11 protein-coding genes and 1 pseudogene are annotated in these 11,773 nt (G+C 72.1%); 9 read left to right on the top strand and 3 right to left on the bottom strand.

Annotation, left to right across the window (positions count from 1 at the left end; all coding sequences use genetic code 11):
* Positions 1–19 precede the first annotated feature (19 nt).
* From RIF89_RS06185 to rbfA, 3 genes are all read left to right on the top strand, one after another.
* Entirely contained in the window at positions 20–292 is a 273-nt protein-coding gene (locus RIF89_RS06185; RefSeq protein ID WP_309068271.1) for a YlxR family protein, read from the top strand.
* Positions 293–351: 59 nt separating this feature from the next.
* Positions 352–3,126: a translation initiation factor IF-2 gene (gene infB, locus RIF89_RS06190; protein WP_309068261.1), complete on the top strand. Its 2,775-nt coding sequence runs from the start codon at positions 352–354 to the stop codon at positions 3,124–3,126.
* A gap of 181 nt (positions 3,127–3,307) precedes the next feature.
* Positions 3,308–3,748 (top strand): 30S ribosome-binding factor RbfA, encoded by a 441-nt coding sequence (gene rbfA / locus RIF89_RS06195; RefSeq protein ID WP_309068262.1) that lies wholly within the window; start codon positions 3,308–3,310, stop codon positions 3,746–3,748.
* 12 nt (positions 3,749–3,760) lie between these two features.
* Here rbfA and RIF89_RS06200 read toward each other — a convergent pair whose 3' ends face one another.
* Together RIF89_RS06200 and RIF89_RS06205 are read right to left on the bottom strand one after the other, a co-directional pair.
* Positions 3,761–4,630: an A/G-specific adenine glycosylase gene (locus RIF89_RS06200; RefSeq protein ID WP_309068263.1), complete on the bottom strand. Its 870-nt coding sequence runs from the start codon at positions 4,628–4,630 to the stop codon at positions 3,761–3,763.
* A gap of 119 nt (positions 4,631–4,749) precedes the next feature.
* Positions 4,750–5,181 (bottom strand): GNAT family N-acetyltransferase, encoded by a 432-nt coding sequence (locus RIF89_RS06205; RefSeq protein ID WP_309068264.1) that lies wholly within the window; start codon positions 5,179–5,181, stop codon positions 4,750–4,752.
* 87 nt (positions 5,182–5,268) lie between these two features.
* Here RIF89_RS06205 and truB point away from each other — a divergent pair, with 87 nt between their 5' ends.
* From truB to RIF89_RS06225, 4 genes are read left to right on the top strand one after another with little or no spacing between them, the layout of a single operon-like run.
* Entirely contained in the window at positions 5,269–6,168 is a 900-nt protein-coding gene (gene truB / locus RIF89_RS06210) for a tRNA pseudouridine(55) synthase TruB (RefSeq protein WP_309068265.1), read from the top strand.
* Positions 6,165–6,533, top strand: a complete 369-nt coding sequence (locus RIF89_RS06215) for a hypothetical protein (protein ID WP_309068266.1) — start codon at positions 6,165–6,167, stop codon at positions 6,531–6,533. Before truB ends, RIF89_RS06215 begins: the two co-directional genes overlap by 4 nt.
* 45 nt (positions 6,534–6,578) lie before the next feature.
* Complete coding sequence (locus RIF89_RS06220; protein WP_309068267.1) at positions 6,579–7,028, top strand: hypothetical protein; 450 nt, start codon at positions 6,579–6,581, stop codon at positions 7,026–7,028.
* Entirely contained in the window at positions 7,025–8,002 is a 978-nt protein-coding gene (locus tag RIF89_RS06225) for a bifunctional riboflavin kinase/FAD synthetase (protein WP_309068268.1), read from the top strand. Before RIF89_RS06220 ends, RIF89_RS06225 begins: the two co-directional genes overlap by 4 nt.
* Positions 8,003–8,068: 66 nt before the next feature.
* Here RIF89_RS06225 and deoC read toward each other — a convergent pair whose 3' ends face one another.
* Positions 8,069–8,806 (bottom strand): deoxyribose-phosphate aldolase, encoded by a 738-nt coding sequence (gene deoC / locus RIF89_RS06230; RefSeq protein WP_309068269.1) that lies wholly within the window; start codon positions 8,804–8,806, stop codon positions 8,069–8,071.
* 87 nt (positions 8,807–8,893) lie between these two features.
* Here deoC and RIF89_RS06235 point away from each other — a divergent pair, with 87 nt between their 5' ends.
* The gene (locus RIF89_RS06235) at positions 8,894–11,167 is read left to right on the top strand and encodes a heavy metal translocating P-type ATPase (protein WP_309068270.1); all 2,274 of its coding nucleotides are present in this window, start codon (positions 8,894–8,896) and stop codon (positions 11,165–11,167) included.
* Between the two features lie 79 nt (positions 11,168–11,246).
* Positions 11,247–11,773, top strand: a pseudogene (locus RIF89_RS06240) (hypothetical protein); the annotation flags it as partial.

Consider the following 11,773-nt stretch of genomic DNA (forward strand, 5'->3'; position numbering starts at 1 on the left):
GCGGAGAAGAGAGGGTAGGATGGATGCAGTACGAACGTGCGTCGGCTGTCGCACGCGTGCCCCCCGTACCGCTCTGATCCGAGTGGTCTCGCGCGGTCTCGAGCTCGTCATCGACGAGCGGAAGGCGGCACCAGGTCGGGGCGCGTGGCTTCATCCCACTCGCGAGTGCGCGGACAACGCCCTCAGGCGCCGCGCCTTCGGACGAGCATTGCGTGTGTCAGGCCCGCTTGACACGCAGACCTTCGAGGAATGGCTGAACGGCTATGGAAACAAAGTGAACGGCTCGAAATGAGACCCGTCCGCCTTTAGAGGTCTGCCCTGTCCGGGGTAGGCCGCCCAGACAGGAGAATTGTGGCAAAACCACGCGTACATGAGATCGCTGCGGAGATCGGCGTCGACAGCAAGGTCGCCCTGGCGAAGCTCAAGGAGCTCGGCGAGTTCGTGAAGAGCCCGTCGTCGACCATCGAGCCGCCCGTCGCGCGCAAGCTGCGTGCCGCCTTCGAGGCCGACGGTGCCAAGCCCGCGGCCGACAAGCCGGCGCCCGCGGCGAAGCCCGCCGGTCGCCCCGGTCCGGCCCGTGCGACTTCCGCGAAGCCCGGCGCCCCGGCCAAGCCGGCGGCTCCCAAGGCCGAGCAGGCGCCCGCTCCGGCCGCGCCGGCTCCGGCCCCCGCGCCGGCTCCGGCCCCCGCGCCGGCCGCGGCATCCACCCCTGCCCCGGCGGCCGAGAAGCCCGCCGCCGCTGCGTCGTCCGACGCGCCCACGCCCGGTGGCCCGCGCCCCGCGCCCAAGCCCGGTGGCCCGCGTCCGGGCAACAACCCGTTCGCCTCGGCGCAGGGCATGGGGCAGCGCCCCGCCGGCCCGCGTCCCGGCAACAACCCCTTCGCTTCCGCGCAGGGCATGGGCCAGCGCCCGTCGCCCGGCAACATCCCGAAGCCCCAGCCGCCGCGTCCCGGCGCACCCCGTCCGGGTGCCCCGCGTCCCGGTGGTCCCGGCGGCGCCGGTCGTCCGGGTCGCCCCGGTGGTGGCGGCGGTCGTCCCGGTGCTCCGTTCCAGCAGCGCCCGGGTGGCCCCGGTCGCCCCGGTGGCGGCGGCGGCTTCCGTCCCGGCGGTGCGCCCGGTGGCGCGCCCGGTGGCGGCTTCCCCGGTCGTCCCGGCCCCGGAGGCCGCGGACGCGGCGGCACGGCCGGCGCGTTCGGCAAGGGCGGCGGCAAGTCGAAGCAGCGCAAGTCGCGTCGCGCGAAGCGCCAGGAATTCGAGATGCGGTCGGCGCCCGTCGTCGGCGGCGTCAACGTCCAGAAGGGCAACGGCGAGATCATCCGCCTGCGCCGCGGCGCGTCCATCTCGGACTTCGCCGACAAGCTCGAGGCGCTGCGCGGCTACGTCGTGCAGCCCGGAACGCTCGTCACGATCCTGTTCAACCTGGGTGAGATGGCGACCGCGACCGAATCGCTCGACGAGGCGACCTTCGAGGTCCTCGGCGAGGAGCTCGGCTACAAGATCCAGATGGTCTCGCCCGAGGACGAGGACAAGGAGCTCCTCGAGGGCTTCGGTCTCGACCTCGAGCAGGAGCTCCTGGACGAGGATGCCGACGACCTCGAGATCCGTCCGCCGGTGGTGACCGTCATGGGTCACGTCGATCACGGTAAGACGCGACTGCTCGACGCCATCCGCAAGACCAACGTGGTCGAGGGCGAGGCCGGCGGCATCACGCAGCACATCGGTGCGTACCAGATCTGGACCGAGCACGAGGACATCGAGCGCGCGATCACCTTCATCGACACCCCCGGTCACGAGGCGTTCACCGCCATGCGTGCCCGTGGTGCGCAGGTGACCGACATCGCGATCCTCGTGGTCGCGGCCGACGACGGCATCATGCCGCAGACGGTCGAGGCCCTGAACCACGCCCAGGCCGCCGGCGTGCCGGTCGTGGTCGCGGTGAACAAGGTCGACAAGCCCGAGGCCAACCCCGCCAAGGTGCGTCAGCAGCTCACCGAGTACGGTCTGGTCGCCGAGGAGTACGGCGGCGACGTCATGTTCGTCGACGTGTCGGCCCGCCAGGGCACCGGCATCCAGGACCTGCTGGACGCGGTGCTGCTCACGGCCGACGCCGGTCTGGACCTCACGGCCAACCCGAACAAGGCTGCGCGCGGTGTCGCGATCGAGGCGAAGCTCGACAAGGGCCGCGGTTCCGTCGCCACGGTGCTCATCCAGTCGGGAACGCTGCGCGTCGGCGACGCGATCGTCGCGGGCACGGCCTACGGCCGCGTGCGCGCCATGATCGACGAGAACGGCGACCACGTCGAGGAGGCCTGGCCTTCGCGTCCCGTGCAGGTGCAGGGTCTGAACTCGGTGCCGCGTGCCGGCGACACGTTCATCGTGACCGAGGAGGACCGCACGGCCCGCCAGATCGCGGAGAAGCGCGAGGCCGCCGAGCGCAACGCCCAGCTGGCCAAGGCCCGCAAGCGCATGTCGCTCGAGGACTTCACGCGTGCTCTCCAGGAGGGCAAGGTCGAGTCGCTCAACCTCATCATCAAGGGCGACGTGTCGGGTGCCGTCGAGGCGCTCGAGGAGTCGCTGCTCAAGATCGAGGTCGACGAGAGCGTCCAGCTGCGCATCATCCACCGCGGCGTGGGCGCCATCACGGAGTCGGATGTGAACCTGGCGACGATCGACAACGCGATCGTCATCGGCTTCAACGTCCGTCCGGACGCGAAGGCCCGCGAGGCCGCATCGCGCGAGGGTGTCGACATCCGGTTCTACTCGGTCATCTACAACGCGATCGACGATGTGGAGCAGTCGCTCAAGGGCATGCTCAAGCCGGAGTACGAGGAGGTGCAGTCGGGCGTCGCGGAGATCCGCGAGGTCTTCCGCTCCTCCAAGTTCGGCAACATCGCCGGTGTCATCGTCCGCTCGGGCACGATCACGCGCAACGCCAAGGCGCGCGTCATCCGCGACGGCGTGGTCATCGCCGACGGCCTGGCGATCGAGTCGCTGCGTCGCTTCAAGGACGACGTCACCGAGGTCCGCACGGACTTCGAGGCGGGTATCGGCCTGGGCAAGTACAACGACATCCAGATCGGCGACGAGATCGAGACGACGGAGATGATCGAGAAGCCGCGCTCCTGACACTCGTCGCGAGGCGACCGCTGGTAGGTCGTCGAGCGAGGAGCGCAGCGACGAGTCGAAACGGGCTGGTTCTCGCGCAGACTCTGAGACACTGGCCCTGTCGGGCGGCTTCGGCCGCCCGGCAGGGCCGTTCCGTCCCCTCGGAGATTCATCCCACGGGGACACACAGAAGGAGGACTCCATGGCTGGTCAGGAACGACAGGCGAGGCTCTCGGATCGGATCCGGGTGATCCTGGCGGAACGGCTGGAGAAGGGTCTGCGGGATCCGCGGCTCGGCTTCGTGACGATCACGGACGTCCGCGTCACGGGCGACCTGCAGCACGCGTCGGTCTTCTTCACGGTCTACGGATCGGACGAGGAGCGCGCCTCCAGCGCGGCCGCGCTGAAGGCCGCGACCGGCATGCTGCGCAGCGAGGTGGGCCGCAAGCTGAACACCCGCCTGACGCCCACGCTGGAGTTCATCCCGGACGCCCTGCCGGAGAACGCCGGGCATCTTGACGCCCTGCTGCGTGAGGCGCGCGAGCGCGACCAAGCCGTCGCCGGGATCGCGGCGTCTGCGCAGTACGCGGGCGATGCCGATCCGTACGTCAAGCCCCACGACGCGGACGTCGACGGCGACTGACGCGCCGGCCGCTCAACTCCGCGGCAGGTGCAGCACGCCGTGCTCGACCTCGACGAGGCCGTCGTCCAGCAGGCTCAGGATGGCGCGGTCCCGCTGGAGCGCATCCGGCCAGTCCGCGAGCACGTGGTCCTGAGGCTGCGCGCCCCGCTCCCGCAGGGCGCGCAGCACGGCGCCGCGCGCCTGGCGGTCGCTGCCCTCGTACCTGGCCTGCCGGCGGCGCAGATCCGGCGTGTCCGGACGGCCGGCGAGCACCCAGGCGCACACGTCCTCGAGGGGGCACACGGCGCAGCGCGGTGAGCGCGCCGTGCAGACGACCGCCCCGAGTTCCATGGCCGCGGCATTCACCACGGCGGCGTCCGCCGGGTCGTGCGGGAGCAGCGCCTCCATGTCGGTCAGGTCGCGCCGGTGCGGCGGGCCGGGCTGCGCTCGCCCTTGCACGGCGCGGGCGATGACGCGGCGCGTGTTGGTGTCGACGACCGGATGACGGTCGCCGTACGCGAACGCCGCGACCGCCCGGGCGGTGTAGTCGCCGATGCCGGTGAGGGCGAGCAGCGCGTCGATCTCGCGCGGCACCACGCCGTCGTGTCGGTCGCGGATCTCCACCGCCGCGCGGTGCAGCCAGAGGGCGCGCCGCGGATAGCCGAGGTTCGCCCACTGCTTCACGGCCTCGGCGGGCGGATCCGCCGCGAGCGCCGTCGGCGTCGGCCAGCGTTCGAGCCAGGCCTTCAGATGCGGGATCACGCGGTTCACGGGGGTCTGCTGCAGCATGAACTCGCTCACGAGCACCCCCCACGCGCCGAAGCCCGGCGCCCGCCATGGCAGGTCCCGCTTCTCGCGCGCGAACCAGGGGATCAGGCGCGCGGCGAGCGGAAGAGCGGGCATCCCTCCAGCGTAGGTGGCGGGGAGAGGCCGGCCGGGACCGGTGTCCCCGAATGCGGACCCGAAGCATGGGTCAGCCCGGCACCCGCGCGGCCGCCTGCTCCTGACGGGCCGGCGGCTGCCTAGGCGACGCGGATCATCGGCACGTGCGGGATGCCGTCCTCGAGGAACTCCGGTCCGTCGGGTGCGAAGCCGAAGCGCGCGTACCAACCGGCCAGGTGCGCCTGCGCGTCCAGCCGCACGACCGCACCCTCGCACTCTGCGAGCGCGCGCTGCATGAGGTCGGCGGCGACACCGCGGCCGCGGGCGCGCGCTGCGGTGGCGACTCGGCCGATCCGGCGATCCGGTCCGTCTGTCAGCAGCCGCAGGGTCGCGATCACCTCTCCGGCCTCCTCGGCCCACAGCTGCACGGCGGTCGGCTCGATGTCGCGGCCATCCAGCTCGGGGTACGCGCATTCCTGCTCGACCACGAACACGTCGACCCGCAGCCGCAGGATCGCGTAGAGCACGAGAGGTGGGATGTCGGCCGTGTGGGCTGAGCGGTAGTCGGTCACCGAGAAAGCCTACGGGCGCCGGGTTCGCTGCGGCGCCGTCTGCGCCGCTTCGCAGGCCGGTCCCGTCGGAGACGTACGCTGGGGGGTATGCGTTCCGCGTCCGGCATCCTGCTCGTCGACAAGCCGGGCGGCATCACCAGCCATGACGTCGTCGCGCGTACGCGCCGGGCTTTCGGCACCCGCAAGATCGGGCACGCCGGCACGCTCGACCCCATGGCCACCGGCCTGCTCGTGCTCGGCATCGAGGGCGCGACGCGCCTGCTGACGTACTTGGTGGGCCTCGACAAGACGTACGAGACGACGATCCGCCTCGGGGCGGCGACGACGACCGACGACGCCGAGGGCGAGATCGTGTCGACGTCCGGATCCGACGAGCTCGCGTCCGTCTCTGACGAGCGGATCGCCGGCGGGTCCGCCGAGCTGACGGGCGCGATCTCGCAGGTGCCGAGCACGTTCTCGGCGATCAAGGTCGACGGCAGGAGGGCCTACGACCTGGCTCGTTCCGGCCAGGACGTCGCTCTGAAGGCCCGGGAGGTGACCATCGATCGGTTCGAGGTGCGGGCGATCCGGCGCACGGATGGCTTCGTCGATGTCGACGCGACGATCGACTGCTCGTCGGGCACGTACATCCGGGCCCTCGCGCGCGATCTCGGCGCCGGTCTCGGGGTCGGGGGGCATCTCACGATGCTGCGTCGCACGCGCATCGGACCGTTCTTCCTCGAAGACGCGCACACCCTCGACGCTCTGGCGGAGCAGCCCGCCATCCTCGAGCCGGCCGAGGTGGCAGCGCGCGTGCTCGGGCGGCTGGACGTCAGCGCCGACGAGGCGCGCGATCTGCGGCACGGCAAGCGCCTGGATGGCGCGGCGGGCCGCATCACGGGCGCGAACGCGGCCGCGATCGGTCCCGACGGCGCGCTCGTGGGAATCGTCGAGCGCCGCGGAGACGCGCTCAAGAGCGCCATGAACATGCCGGAGGTGCCGGCGTGATCCTGTGGTTCACGATCGTCCAGCTCGTCGTCGCGGTCGTCGCCGGGCTGCTGGGCGTCGTGCTCGGCCTCGCCGGGAGGCGCCCCAGCGACGTCAGCGTCGGCGCGCTCGCGCTGGTCCAGCTGCTGCTCATCGTGCAGGTCGTGATCGCGGTCGTGGCGCCGTTCGCGGGCAATCCGCCGACGGGCAGCGTGCTGGAGTTCTGGACGTACCTCGTGTCGGCCGTCCTGCTCCCGGCCGCCGGAGTCGCGTGGGCATTGATCGAGCGCAGCCGCTGGAGCACGGTGATCATGGGCGTCGTCGCGCTGTCCATCGCCGTGATGGTGTGGCGCATGCAGGTGATCTGGACGATCCAGGTCGCCTGAGCATCCGGTGGTCGCCCGGGCGCACGCGCCTAGACTTGAGGGGCTATGAGTGAAACGAAGCCCTCGCGCCGCATGACCGGCATCGGCCGGGTTCTCGTGATCGTCTATGCCGTGATGGCGCTCGCCGCCACCGGTCGATCGTTCGTGCAGATCGTCGAGCGGTTCGAGCAGGCGCCGCTGGCCTTCTCGCTGTCGGCCGCCTCCGCGGTCGTCTACATCCTCGCCACGCTCGCTCTGATCTTCTCTCGCAGCGAGGCCTGGTACCGCGTCGCCTGGGTGGCGATCGCCTTCGAGCTCGTCGGCGTTCTGGTCGTCGGCACCGTCTCGTTCATCGTGCCCGAGCTGTTCCCCGAGGCGACCGTCTGGTCGCACTTCGGCAACGGGTATCTGTTCATCCCGCTCGTGCTGCCGTTCCTGGGTCTGTGGTGGCTCATCACGCACCGCGCAGCCCCGCCCGCCGTCGCGACCGAGGCGCCCGCAGAGGCGGTCCGATGATCCTGTTCCAGGACGTCTCCGAGGTGCCGGCCGACTTCGGACCGACGGTCATCGCGATCGGAAAGTTCGACGGTGTCCACGCGGGCCATCGTGCGCTCATCGAGAAGATGCTCGTCGACGCCGCCTCGACCGAGGCCCGGACGGTCGCGGTGACGTTCGACCGCAATCCGCTCGCGATCGTCGCGCCCGAGCGCGTGCCGCGATCGCTCGTCGGCATGACGCAGAAGGTCGAGCTGCTGGGGCGCACGGGCATCGATGCGGCGCTCATGCTGCGCTTCGACGAGGACCTCGCCTCCGAGGAGGCCGAGGCCTTCGTGCGACGCGTGATCGTCGCGGGGCTGCGCGCCCAGCGGGTGCTGGTCGGCAGCGACTTCCGCTTCGGGCGCGGGGGTGCGGGGGACGTCGCGCTGCTGCGCCGGATGGGGCAGGAGCTCGGCTTCGCCGTGGAAGAGGTCGCCGACGTCGCGAGCGCGGAGGACGGACGCCGCGTCTCGTCGACGTGGATCCGTGAGCTGCTGGATGCCGGCGACGTCGAGCGGGCCGCGAAGCTGCTGGGCCGCTATCCGGCCGTGACCGGCGAGGTCGTGCACGGCCTCAAGCGCGGTCGCGAGCTGGGCTACCCGACCGCGAACCTGTCGCCCGAGGCCGAGGGCTACGTGCCCGCCGACGGCGTCTACGCGGGGTGGCTCATCGAGCACGCGCCCGAGGGCGTGCTGCGCTCCGGGGTCCGCTACCCGGCGGCGATCTCGGTCGGCACCAACCCGACGTTCGACGACGTCGAGGTGCCGCAGGTCGAGGCGTACGTGATCGACGAGACCGATCTCGACCTCTACGGCCGCCGCGTCGCGGTCGAGTTCGTCGCGCGGATCCGCGGCATGGTCGCGTTCGAGGGCGTCGACAAGCTGATCGAGCAGATGGCGGACGACGTGGCGCGCGCCCGCCTCGCGCTCACCGAGGCCACCTCCGGTCGCTGAGCTTCCTCGGGCGCGACGAGGTCCGATCGGCCTCGGCCCCGCCGCGCGAGAGGGGACAGCGGGAGTTCAGTAGCTGCTGCTGTCCTCGGCGCCTGTCGTCGCGCGGCCATCCGCGCGCGCACGCAGCTCGCCCAGGATCGTGGCGCTCGCGCTGGTGCCGAGTCGCGTCGCGCCCGCCTCGAGCATCGCGATCGCCGCATCGAGGCCGCGTACGCCGCCCGACGCCTTGACCTGCACGGCGGCGGAGACGCTCTCGCGCATGAGCGACACGTGCTCGGCCGTCGCCCCGCCGCCCGCGAAGCCGGTCGACGTCTTGACGAACGTCGCGCCGCCGGCCTCCGTGAGACGGCTGCCGCGGGCGATCTGCTCGAGGTCGAGGTAGCTGGTCTCCAGGATGACCTTGGTGATGGATCCGCCCTCGGAGGAGCGCCCGCCCGCGGCCTCGACGACGGCGGCGATGTCGGCCGTCACGAGGTCGTCCTCGCCCGAGCGGAGTGCGCCGATGTGCACGACCATGTCGAACTCGGAGGCGCCGTCGTCCTTCGCCCGCTGGAGCTCGGCGACCTTCGCGGCCGTGGACGTCGTGCCGTGCGGGAAGCCGATCACGGTGCCGACCGCGACGCCCGTGCCGTCGAGGCGACGCACGGCGTAGGCGATGTCGGACGGGCGCACGCACACGCTGAACACGCCCCACTCCGCGGCGATGTCGAGCTCGCGATCCACGTCGGCGCGCGTGAAGTCCGGCTTCAGGATCGCGTGGTCGATGGTGGCGGCGACTGCCCGCTCGTTCAGCTCGTTGATCATGCCTCCAGCCTACGTCGCGGATCCCCGCGGAATACCCCAGGGGGGTATCATGGTTGGTAGGCGGTGAACCCACGAAAGGGGACAGCCATGACTCATTCCGTTCAGGACGATCGACGCGACGTGGTGCTCGACATCCAGGGCATGACCTGCGCGAGCTGCGTCGCGCGCGTCGAGAAGCGCCTGCAGCTGGTGCCGGGCGCCGAGGCCGCGGTGAACCTCGCGACCGAGTCCGCGAAGGTGCAGGTGCCGGCCGCCGTCGATGACCGGGCTCTGGTCGAGGCTGTGAAGGCCGCGGGCTACGACGCCACCGTGCGGGCGGGTGCGCGACCGCGCGCGTCGGATCACGCCGATCACGCCGATCACGCCGATCACGCTGACCGCACGAGCCACGCGGAGCACGGGGAGGGGGATCACTCGGGCCACGTGCACGACGTCGAGGACGCACCGGGTGAGACACCGCTGCGCACCCGCCTGATCGCCGCCGGCGTCCTCAGCGTGCCGATCCTGCTCGTCTCGATGATCATGCCTCTGCAGTTCCCGGGGTGGCAGTGGGCGGCGCTCGCGCTGAGCCTTCCCGTCGTGCTGTGGGCCGGATGGCCGTTCCACCGCGCGACGATGCGCAACGCGCGTCATGGTGCGGCGACGATGGACACGCTCATCACGCTCGGCACGCTGGCCGCCCTGCTGTGGAGCGCGTGGGTGACGGTCACGGGCGGCATGCACGTCTACTTCGAGGTCGCGGCCGTCGTGACGACGTTCCTGCTGCTCGGGCGCTTCATCGAGCAGCGCTCCAAGCGCCGCGCAGGCGCCGCGCTGCGCGCCCTGATCGACCTCGGCGCACGCGAGGTCGTGCTCGCGGACGACGCGGGACGCGACGGCGACACCGTGCCGATCGACCGCCTGCAGCCGGGTGACCGCTTCATCGTCCGCCCGGGCGGCACGATCGCGACCGACGGCCTCGTGGAGGACGGCGAGGCCGCCGTCGACGCCAGCATGCTGACCGGCGAGTCGCTGCCGGTGCCCGTCGGCGCGGGCTCCGTCGTCACAGGAGGCACGATCGCGACCGACGGGCGGCTCGTGGTGCGCGCCACGGCGGTCGGGTCGGACACCCGCCTGGCGCGGATCGCGACGCTCGTCGAGGATGCGCAGGCCGGGAAGTCGCGCATCCAGCGTCTCGCCGACCGTATCTCCGGCGTCTTCGTTCCCGTCGTGATCGGCCTCGCCGTCCTCACGTTCGGCGGCTGGCTCCTGGCCGGCCAGAGTCTCGAGGCGGCCTTCATCGCCGCCGTCGCGGTGCTGATCATCGCGTGCCCCTGCGCCCTGGGGCTCGCGACGCCGGTCGCGATCCTGGTCGGCACCGGACGAGGCGCTCAGCGCGGCGTCCTGATCACCGGCCCCGAGGCGATCGAGAGCGCGGGCCGGATCGACACGATCGTGCTCGACAAGACCGGCACCGTCACGAGCGGGCGGATGTCCGTGCACGACATCGTGCTCGCACGCGGCGCGGACCGCGACGAGGTGCTGCGAATGGCCGGGGCCCTCGAATCGGGCTCGGAGCACCCGATCGCTCGCGCGATCGTCGCGACGGCGGAGGGAGTCGAGCTGCCGCCCGTCGTCGGGTTCCGCAACCACGCCGGCTACGGCGTCACGGGCACGGTGGCTGGGCGCGAGGCGTTCGCGGGGAGCCACGCGTTCGCGGTGGGCCGCGGCGCGCGCGTGCCGGAGGAGCTGACCGCGGTCTCTCGGGACGCGGCCGCCACGGTCGTGATCGTCGGATGGGCCTCTGCCCCTGGCATGAGCGCAACGGCGCGGGCGGCCATCCTGGTCGCCGACACCGTGCGCGACGACAGTCGCGCGGCGATCGCGGGCCTGCAGGGTCTCGGTCTCGACATCGTGCTCCTGACGGGAGACGGCGAGGGTGTGGCGCGCGCCGTCGCGGCGGAGGTGGGCATCCGCACGGTCACCGCGGGTGTCTCTCCCGAGGGCAAGGTCGCCGAGATCCGCCGCCTGCAGGGCGAAGGGCACCGGGTCGCGATGGTGGGCGACGGCGTGAACGACGCGGCGGCGCTCGCGACCGCCGATCTCGGCATCGCCATGGGTGGCGGCACGGACGCGGCGATGCATGCGAGCGACATCACGCTCGTGCGGGATTCGCTCGCCGCGGCGACCGACGCCGTGCGGCTCTCGCGTCGCGTGCTGGGGGTCATCCGCGGCAACCTGTTCTGGGCCTTCGGCTACAACGTGGCGGCGATCCCCCTGGCCGCGCTCGGTCTGCTGACCCCCATGATCGCGGGCGCCGCGATGGCGTTCTCGAGCGTGTTCGTGGTGCTCAACAGCCTGCGTCTGCGGTCGTTCCGGTAGGTGCCCGGCGGAGCGCTCGGGCGTCGCGACATCGCGCGCCGCCCGAGCGCTCTCGCGGGTCGTGAGGCAGGATGGGGCCATGCGCCCCGTCCGTCTCGCCGCACCCGCGCTCGTCCTCACGGTGCTCGCGCTCGCCGCGTGCCAGCCGACGCCGGGCCCGACCGCCTCGCCGGCGCCGACGAGCGAGGCGCCCACCACCCGACCGTCGCCCGAGCCCACGGCGTCGCCCGAGCCGACCGAGTCCGCGACGCCGACGCCGACGCCGACGCCCACGCCCACGCAGACGCCGGATGCGGGCGCCCTGCCCGCCAGCTGCGAGGAGGCGTACTCCCTGCAGATGCAGGACTGGCTGTTCGCCGAGCTCGGCGCACTCAACCCGTCGGGCGCGGACCTGGTGCCGAGCTCGAAGCTCGCCGATCTGCTCGACGTGATCCAGGGCTCGCCGAACCTCACGTGCTACTGGACGCCCGAGGGCGGCGGCACGATGGCGCTCAACTCGAACGCGGCGGTCATCTCCGCGGAGCACGAGCAGTTCGTCCGCGATGCGCTCGGCCAGGCGTTCCCCGGCTGCGACGCCACGGCGGAGGAGGTGCGGTGCACCCGCGA

The sequence above is a fragment of the Microbacterium sp. genome, from assembly GCF_031178525.1.
Lineage (GTDB): Bacteria > Actinomycetota > Actinomycetes > Actinomycetales > Microbacteriaceae > Microbacterium.